Source organism: Antricoccus suffuscus, assembly GCF_003003235.1.
In the GTDB taxonomy this organism is placed as follows: Bacteria; Actinomycetota; Actinomycetes; order Mycobacteriales; family Antricoccaceae; genus Antricoccus; species Antricoccus suffuscus.
In genome coordinates, this window is the sequence record NZ_PVUE01000008.1 from 120,290 (window position 1) to 140,144 (window position 19,855).

Here is a 19,855-nt window from a genome sequence, read left to right on the forward strand (position 1 = left end):
GGTCAGCGATTAGGGCTTCTTGAGCCAGTTCCCGCCGCCGGGCAGTTCCGGCAGTAGCGCCTTGACGAGCGGACGTGCCAATTCGCGCAGCCGGGCGCACCCCTCCTCGCCGAGAGGCTCCCAACAACCAGCAGTCAGTTCGTCGGTGCAGTCCTCGACCCACTGGCGCGCCGCCAATCCGTCCTTAGTGAGTTCGCCGGCGCCGTTGAGCCAGCCGCGGTTCTGCACCGACGCGACGCCGGCGGCCCATGCTTCGTCTGACCATGCTCGAGTGGTCTGCAACGTGCCCGGAGGCAGGGCACCGGTCGCCTGGTGGATGACCAGGGCCTCGATTCCAGAGAGACCCTGCGTGGTCATTGCGGCGATGTGACCGTCACCGCGAAACTCGCGCAGCAGCGTCAGCGCCCACCATAGAACCAGGTGCGGTTGGGTCGGCCAGTCCTGCGCGGCGTGTCCGGCGTAGAGCGGATGACCTTCTAGATAGCAGCCGCTCGTAGCGGTCTTCGCAAGTTCGGCGGCCTCCGCGATCTCGGATCCTTCGACAGCGTCGCCGAGCACCCTGCGTAATGCAGAATCGGCGGCGCCGATTCTGGCCGCAAGGAGCTGTTCGGGACTCGCCAGACTCCACGCCTTCGGAAGGGCGGCGTACACGAGCTCGGGATTGAAGTTGAAGAATGTGCTGATCACAGTTTCGGGGCCGACCGGTCCCATGGCGGCGGAGCGAGAGGCAAAGTAGCCCATCCTGCCGTGGATTCCGAGGTCGGCGTACGCCGCAGACGCTTCGGGAACAAAGTAGATCATTCCGTGATACGCCTCGAGGCTGCGGTGCATGGCTCGGATCTGCGCGTTGTCCATCAACAACTCTTCTCTGGAGGCAATAGGACCTGAACCGACCGTACGGCACCGTGGCCGATGAGTGTGGGCCGCGCCATAACCTGCTCGGCCTAGCGCCGATATATTCGAGCAATCCTCAGCACCGAACCCCGGAGCGTAAATCGTATGAACGAAGCACCGCAAGCCATTCTGATCGCGAACCGCGGAGAGATCGCATTGCGCGTCGCTCGCACCGCGCAACTTATGGGTCTGCGTACCGTGGCCGTGCACTCAAGCGACGACGCGGACGCGCTCCACGTTGGCCGTCTCGACGAGGCGGTCGAGCTACCGGGTAACGGCGCGGCGGCGTACCTCGACACGGAGCAGATCATTGCGGCGGCGAAGCGGGCCGGCGCGACCCTGCTGCACCCCGGCTATGGATTTCTCTCGGAGAACCCTGAGCTGGCTCGGGCCTGCGCGGGGGCCGGGATCACGTTCATCGGCCCGGATCCAGAGGTGCTGGACCGACTGGGTGATAAGGGCCAGGCGCGGGCGTTAGCCGCGGAACTGGACATTCCAACCGTGCCCGGGACATCTGCCGGGTCGACGTTCGACGAAGTCGCCTCTTTCGTTGATGACCACGGCCTCACCGATGACGGTCCGTATGCCGGAGCGATCATCAAGGCGGCGTACGGCGGCGGCGGGCGCGGTATGCGGGTCGTACGGGACCGGGACTCGCTCGAGCGGGCATATGAGGCGTGCCAAAGTGAGGCGAAGTCGGCCTTTGGCCGCGACGAGGTGTACGTCGAGGCGTTGGTGCGGTCGCCGCGACACGTTGAGGTGCAGGCGATTGGTGACGGAACCGGTGCAGTGACGCACCTGTATGACCGAGACTGCTCGATGCAGCGTCGGCACCAAAAGCTCGTCGAAGTCGCACCAGCGAGCGCGGTCCCAACTCAGATCCGGCAAGCGATGGCGCAGGCCGCCGTACGGATGCTGTCGTCGCTGTCTTACCGCGGGCTAGCGACTGTCGAGTTCTTGGTCGCCGGCGACGCATGGTTCTTCATGGAGGTCAATCCGCGCATCCAGGTCGAGCACACAGTGACCGAAGAGGTGCTAGGCCGCGACTTGGTGCGCGACCAGATCAACGTCTGCACCGGTCACGCGCTAGACGCGCTCGGCCTGCGGCAGGAAGACATACCGGAACCGGCTGGGCATGCCATACAAATACGCATCAACGCAGAGAAGATGGGCAAGAACGGCCAGCCGCTTCCACAGGCCGGCACAATCGGCGAGCTGAGTTTCCCGTCCGGCCGCGGCGTACGCGTCGACTCGGCGGCGTACGCCGGTTACGCGATCAACCCGCGTTTCGACTCAATGCTGGCGAAGATCATCGTGCACGACCGCGCGAGCGACCTGGACGGTGTACTACGGTTCGCTGACGCTGTGCTTGCGGACACCGTGATTGGCGGGGTGTCGACGAACATCGGTTATCAGCGAGCCATCTTGGCCTCGGATGGGATGCGGGCCGCGGCCAGCACTCAGTACGTCGACCTGCACGCGAAGGAGCTCGCGGAGCACGCGAAGGAACTGGAACCGCAGCAGGCCGCAATGGCCGCGCCGCAACCGAGTGCCGAAACCGCTTCTGTGGCTGACATCCCAGAGGGCGCACGGGCGCTTGAGGCGCCAATGAGCGGTGTGATCACGGCAGTCGAGGTCGCGCCCGAGGATCAAGTCTTCGCCGGTCAGACTGTGGTGCTGATCGAGTCCATGAAGATGCAACACGTCGTCGCGGCGCCGTCCGGCGGCCGGATCATCGCTATCACCGTGCAGGAAGGCACCGTGGTGGATGCCGGCGCGCCCGTCGGTTACCTCGATGCTTCCGAGGCCGATGATGACGATCAGGTCGTAGTCAGCGAACTTGACCTGGATCGGATCCGCGCGGACCTGGCAAATGTGCAGGCCCGTAAGAAGCTGCTACTCGATGAATCCCGGCCGAAGGCGGTTGAGAAGCGCCGGCGTACCGGTAACCAGACCGCCCGGGAGAACGTCGACGGCCTGTGCGACAGCGGGAGTTTTGTTGAGTACGGCGGGTTCGCGGTCGCCGCGCAGCGCGGTCGTCGGTCGCTCGATGACCTGATACACAACACTCAGGCCGACGGCATGATCACCGGTGTGGGGCACATTAACGGAGATCAGTTCGGCGCCGACCGCTCCCAGTGCGCCGTGCTGGCCTACGACTACACCGTGCTCGCCGGCACCCAGGGTTACTTCAACCACCACAAGACCGACCGCATGTTGCATGTGGCCAAGGAGAGTGAGCTGCCAGTCATCCTGTTCGCCGAGGGCGGCGGTGGGCGTCCCGGCGACCTCGATCCGCCGAAGGCCGGCGGTCTGGTCACCCACACCTGGACCGCATTAGGCATCCTGAGCGGGAAGGTGCCGACGATCGGCATCGTTTCCGGTCCGTGCTTCGCCGGAAACGCCGCCTTGCTGGGCTGCTGTGACGTCATCATCGCGACCGAAGACTCTAACGTCGGCATGGCGGGCCCGGCGATGATTGAAGGTGGCGGTCTCGGTGTCTTCAAACCGACCGACATCGGCCCGATCGGCGTACAGCGTGCCAATGGTGTCGTCGACCTCGCCGTCAAGGACGAAGCCGAAGCCATTTCGGTTGCGAAAAAATACCTGTCGTACTTCCAAGGTGACGTGGCCGAATGGCAGGCGCACGATCAGCGCGAACTGCGGCACGTCGTACCGGAGAACCGCAAGCGTGCGTACGACGTACGCCGCGCCGTCGAACTGGTCTGTGATGTCGACAGCGTGCTGGAGTTGCGGGCGGACTTCGGCCAGACAATCATTACCGCGCTGGCAAGGATCGAGGGCCGCGCCGTCGGCGTGATGGCCAGTAATACCGCTGTCCTCGGTGGCGCGATCGACTCGGACGGATCAGACAAGGCAGCGCGGTTTGTGCAACTGTGCGATGCATTCGGGTTCCCGATCGTCTCGTTGTGCGACACGCCCGGGTTTATGGTCGGTCCGGAGTCTGAGGAGGCCGCGGCAGTCCGGCATTTCAGCCGGATGTTCCTCGCGGGCGCGAACGTGAGCGTGCCGATCGCCGCGGTCGTGTTGCGCAAGGCCTACGGGCTCGGTGCCATGGCGATGGTCGGCGGGTCGCTGCACGCGCCGCGCCTGACTGTTGCCTGGCCGACCGGCGAGTTCGGCGGCATGGGGCTTGAGGGCTACGTACGGCTCGGCTTTCGTAAGGAGCTTGAGGCCATCGAAGACCCGGAGCAACGCAACGCTCGGTACGAAGAACTCGTTGGGCAGATGTACGAACGCGGTGGTGCGATCAACGTCGCGATGCACCTTGAAGTGGATGACGTGATCGATCCGATCGACACGCGGCGGACAATCCTGTCGGCGATTCCCCCGGTTCCCAAAACCAAATGGTCCAACGCGAAACGGTCCCGGTTCGTCGACGCCTGGTAGACGATTGGCCGGCAGCGAGTTTGTCCCCGGCCATTCGTGAGCGGTATTGCAGCGGCCCGATGTGTCAATCCGCCGGGGAGAGACTCCGCCCGGATCATGACGTAATGACAACGGCTGTGAGGCGTGCCATAGTGCTGGAGGGGGCCGATCAAGCGCGTCCCCGTCCGGTACGTCGTCACTCATGGAGGCAACATGCCCGTGCATCCCGAAGTCCAGCAACTACTCGACGGATTGGCCGCGCAGGGAGCACCGCCGTTTGAGGAGATGACAGTTCCGCAAGCGCGGGAGGCGACGACCGCCTTCGAAGGACTCCAGGGCGAACCCGAAGACGTGTCGAAGGTCGAAAACCGCTCTGTCCCAGGTCCCGCCGGCGATATCCCGGTACGCATCTACACGCCGTCTGGCGATGGCCCGTTTCCGATCGTCGTCTTCTTCCACGGCGGCGGTTGGGTCATCGGCAACCTCGAGACCGTTGACCGACCTTGCCGCGCGCTTGCGAACGCCGCCGGTGCGGTCGTGGTGTCGGTGGACTACCGGCTCGCCCCTGAGCACCGCTATCCGGCCGCGTTCGACGACTCTTACGCTGCGACCGCCTGGGTGGCCGAACACGCTGCCGAACTCGGTGGTGACGCCGCTCGGCTCTGCGTCGCTGGCGACAGTGCAGGTGGCAACCTCGCGGCCGCTGTGTCGTTGGCCGCGCGCGACCGCAAGGGCCCCGCGATCGCTGCCCAGCTGCTGGCCTACCCGGTGATCGACTTTGACTTCAGCACTCCGTCGTACGACGACAACAAGGAGGGCTACCTGCTCACCCGTGGCGCGATGCAGTGGTTCTGGGCGCACTATCTCGGCGCGATGGAGCTCGGGCCGGATCCATTTATCTGTCCGGCACGCGCAACCGACCTCAGCGGCCTGCCACCGGCGTACGTCGCCACGTGCGAATTCGATCCGCTGCGCGACGAGGGGGAGGCCTACGCCAAGCGCCTCACCGAGGCGGGCGTGCCGGTCGTCGCCAAGCGGTTCGACGGCATGGTGCACGGATTTCTGTGGACCCTTGGCGCGACTCCGGTTGGCGCTTCGATCATGACCGATTTGGTCGACGCGGTGAAACGAACGGCGGGGTAGCGCCGCCTAGTCGTGCGCGTCGCGCGTCCGTGGGCCAGGTATGTAGGCTCGGCGAGTATGACCGTTGTGCGCTCGCTGGTGCTGTTCGTCCTTGCCGCATTCGCGGAGATCGGCGGTGCGTGGCTGATCTGGCAGGGGGTGCGAGAACACCGTGGCTGGGCGTGGATCGGCGCAGGGGTCGTCGCTCTCGGGCTCTACGGTTTCGTCGCCACGCTGCAGCCCGACGCTAACTTCGGACGAATTCTTGCGGCGTACGGCGGTGTCTTCGTCGCAGGTTCACTGGCATGGGGGATGGTCATCGATGGGTTCAAGCCGGATCGATACGACGTGATCGGCGCACTTATCTGCCTCGTCGGAGTCGCGGTCATCATGTATGCACCGCGCGCGGCATGACGGCCGCGGACGCCGTGACGGTCCCGGACGATGCACTGGATTCGCGGCGCGGCTGGTTGGTTGTCGCCGCGACGTTCCTGAGCACATTTGTCGTTTTCGGACTTGTGTATAGCTTTGGCTCGTTCTTCGAGTCGATGGCGCAAGACTTCCACACCGGCCGCGGCGCAACCGCGTTCATGTTTGCCGTGACAACGGCGTTCTACTTTGGTCTAGGCCTGGTCTCGGGGAAGGCCGGCGACCGGTGGGGGCCACGCCCATTGCTCATTGTCTCGGCGATTTTCCTGGTGCTTGGCATGGTTGCGACGTCCCGGGTGCACTCCATCTGGGTCGGCTATCTCACCTATGGCGTCGGTGTTGGCGTCGCGACCGCGTGCGCCTACGTGCCGATGGTCGCGTTCGTCGGCGGTTGGTTCAAGCGGCACCGGACCGCGGCGCTCGGTGTGGCAGTCTCGGGCATTGGTATGGGTACCCTCGTGGTCGCACCCCTGTCCTCAGCGCTGATCCGCGCGCACGGGTGGCGCAACTCGTTCGTCATCCTCGGCATCGCTGGAGCGGTCCTCCTGCTGCTTGCAGCGGTGGCCGCGCGTCGTCCACCAGGTGGCGTCACCACCGATCAGGTGCCGGTTCGTACGACGATGCGAGATCGCGGGTTCATCATCTTGTACGCCGCAACTTTCCTGATGTCGTTGACGTTGTTTGTCCCCTTTGTGTTCCTGAAGGACTATGCGACTGGGCACGGCGTCGCAGTCGGTCCTGCTTCGGCGCTCGTCGGGATCATCGGTGCCGCCAGCGTGGTGGGACGACTCGGACTCGGAGCGCTCGGCAACCGCCTCGGCGCGGTTCGCCTTACCCAGCTCAGTTTTGCCACGATTGCCGCGAGTTTCATACTGTGGTTAACCGCTGGTGGCAGTTTCGTCATTCTCGTGATCTACGCGATCGTCCTCGGCGTTGGGTATGGAGGCTTCATCGCGCTCACACCGGCCGTCGTCGCCGGTCTCTACGGCACGGTCGGGCTTGGCGGCGTACTTGGCGCGCTGTATACGGCGGCAGGGTTAGGCGGGCTTTTCGGCTCGCCGCTCGCAGGTGCGCTGATCGATGCGACGTCCTACACCGTCACGATCGTTGTCTCTATGGCAATCACCGCAGGTGCTGCTGCCGTGCTGTTGTTGCTTCCGCGATCCGCGATGTAATCTCAAGCGGGCCTTCTGGCTACTCCGGTAGGCTTAACTCGATGGCTGCAGACACCCCGATCGCGATGCTGATCCCAATCGGACAACCCTTAGGTATGGATTTCAGTCGCGCCGCAGAAACCGCTGGCACGAATGGCCGCGCAGCAGATATGCAGCCCAACTTCCGGGTCCGTGTCGGCAACACTATTGCGCGACTGACCGACGAACAGTTCGGTGCGTGGCTGCTCGCGCATGGAGACCGCGGTCGCCGTACGCCGCTGATGACGTCCCGGACCGTGCATATTGAGCTGCAGCGCTCCGGGGTAGCCGAGCCTGATCGCGCAATTGCGTCGCTAGTCGATATAGGGCTTCTCAAAGAGGTGCCGACCGATGACGTCGGACGGCTTCTGTTCGCCCGTACCCACCGGATGCGACCGCTCATGATGGGTCTGGGCAATTCGCCGGACTACCCGGACCGATTCGCCGTGGGATTTCCCAACAGCCCTTTGGTGACGATGACGAGCAAAACCTATCGGTTGGTAACCCGCTCCGCTATGTATGGGACTTTGATAGAGGCTGTGCTCGACCTGTCAGATGTCGGTTCTGCAGAGGCGACGCGAGAAGGCGAAACCGGTGATGTGCTTCGCACTCTTCTCGCGGATATACATGAGTTCTTGAGCGTAAACGTCGTCTATTTCGATCATGCAGCCGAGCGCCTTTCTGACACGGTCGGGGCATGAGAGCCAGCGCAGTGGACAGTGCGCGAGCGGTCGTACTTCCAGTCGGGCAGTACCTCGGGGCGACGTACGACGCGGACCAGACCGAACCGGGCGCACATCTCGTCCGGATGGGCTGGCAGGAGGGCGAGATCGTCGACCAGAACGACGTCGACTTGTGGCACCTTGCGCACGGCGCATGGTCCGGGCAACGCGGCCGATGGACCATGCGCGATCTTGTTCGCGCGGCCGACGACATCGGAATTACCGACTTCGAGTCGAGGCTCTCGGCGATGTGCCGCATCGGGCTGGTTGTAGTTCTTGGCGACAGCCAAGAGATGACGGACTTTGCCAAGTCGCACCGACTACATGCGCTGATGGCGGGTCTAGGTGCGAGCGACGCAGACGATCGAACTCGTAGCCTCGGCATCGTCGGGCAAACGCCGATCGCGGTCGTGGATGAAGCCTCGTATGACTTCTGGCAATGGGGGCCGCTGGCACCGGACATTTGGACCGCGGCCACGACAATGTTTCACCGTCCCGAAGGTACGGCACAACCGCACCTGTCACGTGAATCGCACCTGAGTGAGGTGCTCGGATACATTCAGATGCTCGTCTCTCGGGGAGTGGCGTACGTCGATCGGGTCGCTCCGTCAATTCCCCCACAGCGGTCGCGGCGCACTCCGGTCGCCGCCGCCGAACAACCTGCTGCCGATGATCACGGAGGCCCTGAATGACAGAGATACGGCTTCCACGGGTCTTGCTGCCCGTAGGCCACGATCTCGGCGCACATTTCGCAGACAAAGACAGCGACCCGACTTTTCGGGTCCGAGTGGGCGAGCAGATGGTGGAGTTCGACGCTTCGGAGTACGTCGTGTGGTCTTTGGCCCACGGCTCCATAGGGCGGGGTGAGGAATGGTCCCGCGCAGACGTGGCGGCCGCCGCGACTGCGCGCGGTTTGACCGATGTCGAGTCTGTCATCGATCGGCTAATCGAATGGACAATGCTTTACGACATTGGCCTCGGGACCGACGAATCGATCGACTTCTCGCTGGTGTTTCGCCCAGTGCCGCTGATGTTGGGGTTGGGCACGACGATTGACGATCCGGACGTATTCAGTGTCGGGCTCGCGAACGAGGCGTTCATCCAGACAACCAGGCCGATCTACGACCTGTATGTCTGGGCACATCTCGATGAAAATCTGTGGTCGGCGTGTGTGGCCTCAGCTGCCCTCGCGGCCAAGGACGGTGCGTCGGCGCCTGAGCGGACGGATCCGCGGTTGCTCATGGAGTACTTCCTGCTCGGTGCGCACGATTTCCTTGCCGCGGATGGCATGTACTTCGACATCGCCCGGGACCGGTCGGGAACACACAGCCCGGTGATGGACATCGAAGGCGGGGCCGTCTGATGGATCGCGACACCGCGGTGGTTTACCCAGTCGGCTATTTCGCCGGCTATTTCGGCGCTGGCACCGACGATCAGACTCGCTCGATCCGCCGCGGCTGGGAGCCAGTGTGCCTTACGCAGGGGATTGATTTCGAGTTTTGGGCGGCCGCGCACGGTTCGCTCAGCCACGACTGGTCGGTGCCATGGACTGTCGGCCAGGTCGTCCAGAGTCTTCGGAATTCGGTGGAGGGGCGCGACCCGTGGACCGCAGGAATCGTGCCGGCGCGAGCCGATCTCTATGATATAGCGGCAAACGAGGCGATTGCTCGACTTCTGGATTACGGGTTGCTCGCGCTCGTCGGCGACTCCAGCGAGGAGCGTACGGCGTTCGCCAAGACTCATAGATTCGACCCGATGCTCCTCGGTCTTGGTAACACTGCCACCCGACCGGATCGGTCCGTCATCGGACTGCGAGATCGGCCGGTGATGCAGATGCCGGAATCGCAGATCGAATTCTGGCAGATGTCGAATCAGTTCGATTCCATCTGGGATGCGTGTGAATGTATTGCGGGCGCTGTTACCGAGGGTCCGTACGCCGACGCGCCCCCGGCCACGCTTGTCCCGCAAGTGTTATCCGATATCCGTGCTTACATCGCCCACGGGGCAGGATACTTGGACGTCGTCGTACGTGAACGACATCGCCCAGTTCCCCCAAGCTAGATCGGAAACCTGCTAGCGCGGTGACCAGTCTGAGGTTTGGTCGATTCGTTCCACCGCATCCCAGAAATCGTTCGGTGCGTTGCCATCACCGCGTCCGCCGCTCACGCCCGCCTCCGTCGCAGCCGGATTGTCTGAGTGCCAATCCGGCAGGTAGTCGCCTAGCGTTTCCAGCAAGTCGTCCGGCAGGAAGGCGCGGCGTTCGGCGGCGTGCGGCGTGTCCAGGTCGAGCCCGATCGCATCGACCCGGTGGTTAAGCAAAGTCTCGAGCACCGGGCGGTCGTGGTCGGTTGCGTCCGCGAGTAAGAAGACAATTTCGCGGAGGCCCGCGATCGCTTGGTGGTCGGCGATCGTTAGTGGACTCCCTGGTGCCGGTACGGCGCCAGGCTGCAGGACCGGTGCCGACTGTGGTGCACCGAGAGCGTCCTCAATGATGGCTGTGACGCCGGCAACGATGTCGAGGCTAATGTCGGCGATCGATGCGTTGCGGTTGACGATCACCGAGATCACCCGACCGTCTCGCGTCACGTCGAGTGCCTCGTCAGGATCGGATGCGTCCTCGGAAAGGATGAGCTGGATCGGCTCTTGCCCGGGGATGATCAGCAGTGCGCGCCCGTCGTCGTACACACGCAGCTCGATGCCGAGGTTCTCAGCGGCTCGCCGCAACGCAGCGATCGCCGCAGCGAGCCCGCTATTGGCGGCTGGCTGATCGGTGATGTCACCGGGGTCGAGAGAGTTGTGTGGTGGTTCGTGTGGGTTTGTCGGATCATCCGGACCGGGGTGCGGCGAAGGGTCCGGCGTAGGCGCAGGATGCGTGGGCCGAGGATCCGGTCGCGGCGGATCGACCGGCTCGGGGCCGGTCGGGTTCGGGTCTGGATGAGTGGGATCGTTCCGATCCGGGTCCGGACGATCAGGATCGGGGATGGGTCGAGTGGGTTCGGGTGTTGGCGTGTGTCGTTCGCCCGGCGCCGGCGGCGGATCCTGGTGGGTCGGCTTGAAGGGCCCGCGCCGTTCGTAGCGATCCCAAGCGTCGTCGAGAAGACCCGGGGTGTTGATGATGTCGCGAAGCTTGCGCCGGTACTGCGGCCGGTCTGGTTCTGCCTCCTGCCGCGGAGTGGCGTCGACGGATCCATCGGAGCGTGGCCCCGGCATATACGGTGCATTGAGATCAAACGGCTGTTCTGACGGTCGTGGCTCCGACACTCCAGGCTGCTCCATGGCGGGGCGGACCGGCGTGAGTGGCGTGGTCGATTCTGCGACGTCGACGCCCTCCGCGTTGGGATTGCCGAATCCTGGCTGACCGGTGAGCCGCCCGAGCCAGCCGAGCCGTGCGGCATGGAAACTGCGGTTAGCCTCGTGGCCGAGAACGCGCCTGCCCTCATCGGCCGGAGAGCTGGTTGGCGTGAGACCAACGGCTCGCATTGCGGCCCGCGCGTTGGAATGAGCTAGGGCGATGTGGTGGTAGGCGCGCACAGACTCGTCGTGGTATCCAAATGCTGACTCCATCGAACCCCTAGCGAGCCGCTGGGCCGCGTCCGGATCGGTCTCGAACGCTGCGGCGGCGTCGGCGGCCTGCTGCTTTGCCTGTGCGGCGAGCCGTTCTGCCTCAGCGGCAGCTGACTTGGCGTTCGAGAGCGACTGCCGCGCCGAGACCGCCGCATCGTTGGCGGCCTCGACTGTTGCATCGATGTTCTCGCTTGCGGCGAGCACCTCTGTCTCGGCCGCGCCGATCGACGCGTGCACGATGCCCAACATCCGGGGTGATGCGTCGCGCGATGCGGTCTGCGCTAGAGCCACGGTCTGCTCGGGCGTTAGACCTGGGTCGGTGGGATCTGCAGTGTCGATCTTCGCTGCGAGGTCGGCGTACGTCGTGCGATGGCGCTCGAAATGGGCGTCGTACGCCGCGTGCTCAACAAGGCGATCTGCCTCCGCGCGGACAGAGGTCGCCGCGCTGCTTGCCGACACAACATGTGCGATTCGCGCGTCCACGTGGGCCCTGTTTGCGTGTTGATGTGCGAGACCGGCCTGTCGATGAAACTCGCTGGCGGCAGTCAATCCGTCGCGGGCGATGCGCCGTGCGGTTGCAGGCTCGGAGTCGATGAGTTGTTCGGCGCGCGAAGCGGCCTCGTGCGCCGTGGTCGCAAACGAATTGGCCGCCGCGAGGGCGGCGGACGCCGATGACGCGTGCTGTTGCGCGCTATTCGCCCTGGCGAGCGCATCAGGATTATTGCTACTCGAACGGACCGCGTCCCGCGCAGTATCGACCGCTGCCTGAGCGACCAGATCGAGGTGTCGTTGGACATCTGGGGTGATCGAATCGCTTGCTGTGCGTGCTTGCCGCACCGCCTCGGCGGTGCGCGTGGGCGCGTGGCGAGGCGTAGCGACCCCGTGAGTCGACTCGGCGGCGGACCGGGGCGAGGCCGATTGCGCGGGACCGGTCTCAGGGGCGGGTGATGCGTCTGTGGACAACACGATCGTCGCTGTCATTCGATCTAGGTCCGGGGTCATGCGCATGCCGCCCGACTCGGACGTGTAAGCCCGTGCCGGTGGTGTCTCGTTCACGAGGACGTGCGGATCGGTTTCGTACGGCGTTGACTCGACTTCTACAGGCGCAGTTTCCAGTTCGACCTGTTTTCCCTGACGTTGCGCTGCCTTCGTCGCGATGCTCTCTTGGATCGCCGCGCGAGCGTCATTAATGAATAGGTCGAGTTGGAGTTTGCGTGCCGCTTCGGCGCGTGCGGCGTCGTGTTTGACCAGGCCGTCGCCGACACCACCGGCGAGCGCGCCGATCACACCCGCCGCTCCACCATAGATCGAGGTAAAACCTCCCGCGTTCATCGCGCTCCCGATCGCCGATGGCGCGAAGACTCTCGAGAAGAACGTGCGACGAGCAGGCACAAAGGGCGCCGCTTCGGGCTCCTGCTGACCGTATGTCTCGAACAGCGCGGTGTGGAATCCACTGCTTTCTTGGTCATTGGACGGGGCGAGATCGGACGAGACGTTTTCGTCGATGATGTTCAAGATGCGGTTCTGTTTGGTTAGTTCGCTCTGTAGCGTTTCGTCCATTGCCCGGAGAGCGGGTTCAAACTTCGCCAGGTCCGATGGCAAGATCCGGTGTCTGCGTGGGTTGATCGCTGCGGCTCGGTTCTCCGCATAGATGCCCGTGATTTGCTCTCCAGCGCCAGCTATCGGTCCGACGACTGCGGTACTGATGATGGACTCGATGAGAATTTCGAGTGGGCCGGTACCGATGACCGCGTTGTACGCCGCGACACCGGCGCCGGCGCCGAGACCGGTCGACGCGGTGCCCTTGAGTAGGTGCGATTGCATCGATGCCGTGCTGTATGGAAGATTCGTGAGTGCCGCGAGTCGGTCAGATAACCCCGGGGTTTGAAGCGCAAACCAGCGATGCGCCCAGTGATGCGCTGTCGTCGGATCGATCGGCACATCCGTACTGCCCGTACGGTCGGGCGCCATGTCGAGTTCGGCGAGGGCGTCATGCAACGCCGACTCTTCTGGCGTAGCCGACGTTCGCAGGTTTCCAAAGGGGCGAGTCTCGCGGGCGGCCTCAGCGAGCGTGGCGAGTTCGGCGATCCTGGCCTCCTGGTCGGCGCCGATGCCGAAACGTTCTTGAAACTTGGCGATGGTTTCTGCTGTTACAACTCGCAGGTCCGGTCTGCCGCGCCTAGCCGAGGTCGTATCGGGAGTGTGTTGGTTCTGGCTAGCGGCGTCGAGTTGGTTTGCGATCTCATGAGCGCGCGAGGCCAGCGCCTGGTCGAGTTCGGCGGCCGTTACCGTCAGCACGTCCTCGATCACCTTCGCGCGGTCGGTGTCGATCTCGGTCTTCCTCGACGAACGTTCTTGGCTCGCCGCTTGGTTTGCGTGCGCCAGTATCTTTTCGCTCAAGATTGAACCGACGGCGCCGACGGCATTGCCGACGGCGCCGCCCAAAGCCATGTCGAAGATGCTGGCCCCACCGACGACCAGATGCGTTGCCGCGTTGTCCATGATCCCGGACACGCTGAGTTCTGTTGCCGCCGCGGCCCCGTATCGCTCACCGAAGTATCGGGTTGTTGCGACCTTGTTGGACTTTTGCAGGGCGCCGGCTCGATCGTCGTCCGGGTTGGCGCGGTTCGCCTGGAGTGGCTGCCCGCCACCATTTTCAAGTGCGCGGCGCGCTTGTTCTGCGAGCGCAGCTTTCTGCAGCCGCATTGCCGAACGGTCAAACGGGGTACCGCGAGCGATCGACAGGGACTGGTTGATGGCACCGAGCGCCGCTCTGCGGTGGGCGCTACGTGACTCGCCGACACCCTGGACGACGCCGCCGACGGTGCGTCCCACTGCCGTCACCGCGCCGCTGATGACGGCCAGGGGGTTGAACCCACCCGCCACGCTTCGAGCTAGTCCGGTTGCGACACCTGCCACGCCTTGTTGGAGCAGCCCCCGCGTGACGTAGACGCTCAACGGTGAGTAGCCGTGATTGAGGACGTAGGCATCAGGGTTGATGTTGCTCAGTATGACGATCGGAACGAGATCACGCGGCAGCCCGGCGAGGCGACGAGCGAACGGCGAGATCTCACTGTCGTTCGTCGTGCGGGAGACCGGAAGATGGTTGGGTCCGTCGACCGATGCATCGAGCCCGAGATGGGTCAGAAGCGCCGACAACTCGTTCATCAAATGCTTCTGCTTGGCGCCCGTAGTCTCGACGATGCTTTGCTCAAGCGAACGCAGTTCGCTGATCCGCCCGTGGTCGTGTGCGCTCAAATCGTCTTTGGTCAGCGGCCGCGAGGGCACGGTGCGGTCAGTGAGAAGGTTTTCGCGCCGCGTATTTCCCTTCTCAATTTGGGCGATTTCGCCAATTTCGTGAGCTAGCGCGCGCCCGATCGACTGACTGGCTGCAGTGTCCGAGACAGTCACGGTGTAGACGTTGACATCGGCGCCGGCGAGATCGCTCTCTTCGGTATGAGTCTGGTCGAAGCTCGCCACCGGCCGGCCGCCGGACATCGTGGTCGGGGTGGACCCGGGACGGATGTCGACGCGAAACACTGAGCCGTCGGTATTCGAGACCTCGTAGGTCGTGTCGACGATGTGCTGAACGGTGACGACGTCGGCGAATGCCGCGATCTTGCTGCGATCCTCATTTGGGTACGACGCAGCCATGTCCGATTCGATCTGACGCGCGACAGCGTCGGGGTTCGGCAGGATCCGCGAGTCCCCGCTGAACTCTGAGCCCGGCACCTCGGCCGCCGTACCGGATGTAGCCGGCTCAGACCCAGTGGGATTCGAGCCGGACGGCGCGAGAGTCGGTTCGTGGCGGACGGTGATGTTGACGTCGTGATCAAGGAACAGCTGTTGGAAGATCTGCGCTTGGTGCTCGTTTTGGGTTACCCAGACAACGCGATGCCCGTCGGCAGCCTCGAGCTGCACCCGCGCCTCGGCAAGGATGTTGTCCGCCGCGGTCCGTCCACCACGGAATCCTCGCCAGAGACTGCGCAGATTGTTCTCACGGACGCGATCCGTCGTCTCGCTGAAATCCGGATCGCCGGGGGTCGTGTAACTCGGGTCGAACACGCCGAAGTAGTTGGCCTTCGCATCAGTGAGTTCGCCGTACCGAATACCGTCGAAGTTACGTTTCTCAAGATGCTCGTTACCGTTAGCGTCGACGACGACTTGCGTCACTTGGTAAACGATGCCACCCATGGCGCCAGTGATCTGTTGTTGGTATGTGGAGGGACCAACCCGCATACCTTTCTCGTTCGTAGCGACCACCCAGTTACCAGGTCCTTCGATGCCGAGCTCCGCCGCGTTGTTATTGGCGATATCGGCGACATTCTGCAAGAAGGTTTCGAGCTGGATATTTCGAATGCGGTTGAGCGGTTTGCCCGCTTTCACGGTGTCGATCAGCAGTTTGGCCGCGTCGGCCTTTGCCGCCGGGCCGAGACTGTTTAGTTGCGTCGCCACCTGAGTCTTGATGTCCGCAATGGTCATCGTCCGAGGGTTGATTGCAATTTGCTGGCTGGAGGGTAGGGCATGTTGAAGGTTCAGCGCGAACGAGACCAACTGTGCTTTGGACAACGTTTGCTTAGCACCGTCGAGCATTGTGTCGACGACGCTGTCTGACGCTGCGTTGCCCATCGCGTCAATGCCGTGTTTAAGCATCGTTCTGGTCTGAGTCGCCGATGGTTTGCTAGCCGCGGGTCGCAAGTCATTGGGGTCGAACTGGTTGCTCGACATTTCCTGCGTCGCTTGATCGACTGCATTGTTGAGGTTTTGTGCTTCCGGCGCGATCTGGGTGCCGTGCGACGTAAGTGCGTTCGGGTCGTTGATCGAACCCAGCGGGTCTACGACAGCGTCATCGGAGTTGGTATCTGTGGATGCTACGAGGCTATCGTCCCGTGCTCCGGCCACTCCGTCAGCTGCTTCTTGCGCATCTGATAGATCAGCCACCCGGCTATCTTGTCGGCGTCCCGTTGCGGCGTCTTCGGACCGGGTGTCACCGTCTTGGCGTTCTTGTCGATAATTGCCCGGTACGTCAGATCTTCCGCCTGTGTTCCGAACTGGTACTCCACCATTTGTGGAGTCTCCTGGACTTTGACTAGATACATCAGTAGTGCCATGGTCACCCTTTAGGTCGCTGATTCGTTCACGGGTAGGTTCGGGACGCACACTGTCCCAGGCGTACGTCCGCTGAGTCGCGTCGTGTGCGTCGTTATAGGTCATGTCTGGATCTGCTGTCATCATGTTGCTCTCGGTGAGCTCATGCATCAGCAGGGTGATGTCTGCCTCGTGGTGGCGCCCAGTGGCGAGCCGGATCCACGCCTCCGCGATGTCCGGGTCAGCATCGAATCGTTTGGTTTCCACCTCGCCCGTATAGCGATCAACAATCTTGTGCTCATCGACCATGAGGTGCTGCTTGACCTGAGCCACCTCGTCCGTGGTGAATCCGGTCTTGCCGTCCGGTCGCGCCACATCCGCGGTGTTACTGACGATGGCCGCGACATCGGTTGAAGAGTTGCGTGCCGCGGCGTACGCGTCGCCGGCCCAGTCCCAATCCTCACCGAGGGCCTTTGGACGAATATCGCCGCCGGTGAACGCATCGCCGTCCGGCGCGCCCGGCTGATCGCTATGACGGTTGGCTTCCGGACGCTGATCCGGGGCGGAAGGCCGGCCGTGCTGGTCAGCCGCCCGGCTCTGGTTGCTGCCGGGATTCGGCGCCTGGCTCGGTGTGGGACCGGCCGCGGCGACGCTTGGTGCAGGCGTCACTTCATCGGGTTGCGCCGTGGAATTCTCGTCCGGATCACTGGTCTGATCGGTCGTGTCTTCGGCCGCGGTGTGTTCGACTGTGGTGGCCTCCGGCGACGGCCCGTGCTCGGTTGTAGCGGATTCGTCGGGGCTCTCTTGCGACGGCTGGTTTGGCTCGCTTGTCTGTGCTGCCGAGTCGTCTTGGTTCGGGGCAGACCGGGGGTCCGTCGTACGCGCGCGATCGGAGGCTGTTGGGGACGCGGCCGGCATGTTTTGCTGGTTCATGCCGGCCGGCGTGCCGCCGATCATTTGCTGCTGCGAAGTGTCGTCTGTTGTCGCCGATGGGTCGGTCGCAACCTGCGCATCGTTCGTCGGTTGCCCGCCGGGCGCCGACTGATCCGGGCTGATCGGCGTACCCGGCGGACCAGGGGGAGGGCCGTCTTGCGAGGTTGTCGACTCGGTCGCCGTTGTCACGTCGGCCGTCGAGGTGGCCGTCTCGTTGGATGGCGCAGCCTCACTGGGTGCCGTTGAGCCCTGTTCGGATGTCGCGATGCTGTGCTGCGTCGTGTCCGTTGACTGGGTGGATACGTCGCTAGTTGGTGCGGTAGTCGAGGCCGGGGATCCGGATGACTGCTGACTAGTGGATTGCTGGTTGCCGCTCTGCGACGCACTCTGGGTTGCGGTGTCGGTCGTGCCGTGGTTTTCGGTGGTGCCCTGGTTGTCCGTAGTGCCCTGGTTTTCGGTGGTGCCCTGGTTCCCGGTCTGGTTACCGGTGTCGGTCGACCCTTGGTTACCGGTGTCGGTCGTGCCCTGGTTGTCCGTAGTGCCCTGGTTTTCGGTGGTGCCCTGGTTCCCGGTCTGGCTACCGGTGTCGGTCGACCCTTGGTTACCGGTGTCGGTCGTGCCCTGGTTGTCCGTAGTGCCCTGGTTTTCGGTGGTGCCCTGGTTCCCGGTCTGGTTACCGGTGTCGGTCGATCCTTGGTTACCGGTGTCGGTAGCGCCCTGGTTACCAGTGTCGGTGGCACCCTGGCTCCCGGTCTGGTTCCCGGTGTCGGTCGCGCCCTGGTTATCCGTGGTGCCTTGGTTCCCGGTCTGGCTACCGGTGTCGGTCGTGCCCTGGTTGTCCGTAGTGCCCTGGTTTTCGGTGGTGCCTTGGTTCCCGGTCTGGTTACCGGTGTCGGTCGATCCTTGGTTACCGGTGTCGGTCGTGCCCTGGTTGTCCGTAGTGCCCTGGTTTTCGGTGGTGCCTTGGTTCCCGGTCTGGTTACCGGTGTCGGTCGATCCTTGGTTACCGGTGTCGGTCGTGCCCTGGTTGTCCGTAGTGCCCTGGTTTTCGGTCTGGTTACCGGTGTCGGTCGACCCTTGGTTACCGGTGTCGGTCGTGCCCTGGTTCCCGGTGGCACCCTGGTTGTCCGTGGTGCCTTGGTTCCCGGTCTGGTTACCGGTGTCGGTCGATCCTTGGTTACCGGTCGCGCCCTGGTTATCCGTAGTGCCCTGGTTCCCGGTTTGGTTACCAGCGTCTGTACTGCCTTGGCTCCCGGTGTCAGTGCTGCCCTGATTGTCTGTGGCGCCTTGGTTTTCGGTTTGGCTCCCCGTATCGGTCGAGCCTTGGTTATCCGTGCTGCCCTGATTTCCAATATCGGTCGCGCCCTGGTTCCCGGTGTCAACGGCCGGGCTGGTTGACGGTGCGTGATTTGTGGCGGGGGCGTTTGCTATGTCCGCTCGGATCGCTTGTCCGACTTCTTTATACGAGCCTGGGTCAAACGCGGAATGGCCGAACGACCGCGCTCCACCCGAGATCGCGGCGTTGATGAAGTCGGTGACGTTGAGGCCGTTGACTTTGCCGTAGACGATCGCGTTGGCAATCAGACTTGCTACTGGCGAGCTGATCCCATTGCTGATCATGGCAGTCACCATGTTGCCGATGACCTTGCCGCGGAATGCCGGCTTGCTCAGTGCTTTGCCTAGCGGCATACCCATGGCGCCACCGAGCGCACCGCCCAGACCTGAGGCCATCGAGCGCTGCCAGTCGAAATCCTTTCGGATGTCTTGTCCGCCCGGCGTCTGCTGGTTCATCTGCATGACTTGAGCCAGGCCGTCCTGAACCAGCTCTTCAGCCGCCTCGGTCGCCATCTCCCGCATGACCGACTTGACGGTGATTTTCTCAGCCGCGGTCTTGGTCGCGTCCTTGACAGCGACCTTCACCGCATTCTTGAGCGCAACCTTCGTGAGCTCTTTGACCGCAAATTTTCGGGCGGCCGCTGCGACGAGTTTCTGAAGCGCGGCCTTGATCCCCTCCTCGAGGATCAGCTTCGCCGCTCCGATCGCGACCGTGCCGCCGCCTAACGTGAAAAACGCCACGAGTACGGCGATGAACAATTCAATGAGGGCGATCACGAACGCGATGTTGATTGTGTACTTGCCGTACTGCGTCTCGGTGCCGAATGCGAGAGTCTGTTGTGAGAAGACGCTCGCAGCCTCGGCGAGACCCGGAAGCCCGGAGCCTGTGGTCCAGAGCAATTGCTGCGACAGTTCGCGGAAGGTCTCGGCAGCCGGACCTTGCCAGGCGTCCAAGAGGGTATTCGCGGCTCCGGTGTGGTCGTGAACCGCGTCGTTCAGGTGCGTGGATAGATCGTTGTACGCATCGGACAGGTCGAAGAGCCAGCTCTCGCTGCCCTCGGGCCATTTGCCGCCGCTGACCGCAATCGAGATGAGATCGTTTGCCCAGTCGGGTAGGTCCATGCCGCTCCACAGCGGCTGAACATCGGCCGGGTTCTCAGGCACATCTATCCTTCGGGCGGGTCT

10 protein-coding genes are annotated in these 19,855 nt (G+C 63.5%); 8 read left to right on the plus strand and 2 right to left on the minus strand.

The genetic code is table 11. The features are described 5' to 3' along the window. Window positions 1-9: 9 nt before the first annotated feature. Entirely contained in the window at window positions 10-855 is an 846-nt protein-coding gene (locus CLV47_RS11245) for an SCO6745 family protein (protein WP_106349133.1), read from the minus strand. A gap of 144 nt (window positions 856-999) precedes the next feature. Between CLV47_RS11245 and CLV47_RS11250 the strand changes: the two genes are divergently transcribed. From CLV47_RS11250 to CLV47_RS11285, 8 genes are all read left to right on the plus strand, one after another. Further along, on the plus strand, window positions 1,000-4,305 hold the full coding sequence (locus CLV47_RS11250; RefSeq protein ID WP_106349134.1) for an acetyl-CoA carboxylase family protein: 3,306 nt from the start codon (window positions 1,000-1,002) through the stop codon (window positions 4,303-4,305). 192 nt (window positions 4,306-4,497) lie between these two features. Next, window positions 4,498-5,427, plus strand: coding sequence for an alpha/beta hydrolase (locus CLV47_RS11255; RefSeq protein WP_106349135.1), 930 nt, complete (start codon window positions 4,498-4,500; stop codon window positions 5,425-5,427). Window positions 5,428-5,484: 57 nt separating this feature from the next. Further along, window positions 5,485-5,820 carry a YnfA family protein gene (locus CLV47_RS11260; protein ID WP_106349213.1) on the plus strand — a complete coding sequence of 112 codons (336 nt, stop codon included), beginning with the start codon at window positions 5,485-5,487 and terminating at the stop codon, window positions 5,818-5,820. After that, a complete protein-coding gene (locus CLV47_RS11265; RefSeq protein WP_170111040.1) occupies window positions 5,817-7,010 on the plus strand; it encodes an MFS transporter in 1,194 nt (397 codons plus the stop codon). Before CLV47_RS11260 ends, CLV47_RS11265 begins: the two co-directional genes overlap by 4 nt. A 41-nt stretch (window positions 7,011-7,051) precedes the next feature. After that, entirely contained in the window at window positions 7,052-7,729 is a 678-nt protein-coding gene (locus CLV47_RS11270) for a hypothetical protein (protein WP_146135362.1), read from the plus strand. Then, window positions 7,726-8,442 carry a hypothetical protein gene (locus CLV47_RS11275; protein ID WP_146135363.1) on the plus strand — a complete coding sequence of 239 codons (717 nt, stop codon included), beginning with the start codon at window positions 7,726-7,728 and terminating at the stop codon, window positions 8,440-8,442. Before CLV47_RS11270 ends, CLV47_RS11275 begins: the two co-directional genes overlap by 4 nt. Then, on the plus strand, window positions 8,439-9,113 hold the full coding sequence (locus CLV47_RS11280; RefSeq protein ID WP_106349139.1) for a hypothetical protein: 675 nt from the start codon (window positions 8,439-8,441) through the stop codon (window positions 9,111-9,113). The genes CLV47_RS11275 and CLV47_RS11280 overlap by 4 nt, the downstream gene beginning before the upstream one ends. Then, a complete protein-coding gene (locus tag CLV47_RS11285) occupies window positions 9,113-9,811 on the plus strand; it encodes a hypothetical protein (protein WP_106349140.1) in 699 nt (232 codons plus the stop codon). Before CLV47_RS11280 ends, CLV47_RS11285 begins: the two co-directional genes overlap by 1 nt. Before the next feature lie 12 nt (window positions 9,812-9,823). Here CLV47_RS11285 and CLV47_RS11290 read toward each other — a convergent pair whose 3' ends face one another. Beyond that, window positions 9,824-19,834: a WXG100-like domain-containing protein gene (locus tag CLV47_RS11290; RefSeq protein ID WP_146135364.1), complete on the minus strand. Its 10,011-nt coding sequence runs from the start codon at window positions 19,832-19,834 to the stop codon at window positions 9,824-9,826. Between the last annotated feature and the right edge of the window lie 21 nt (window positions 19,835-19,855).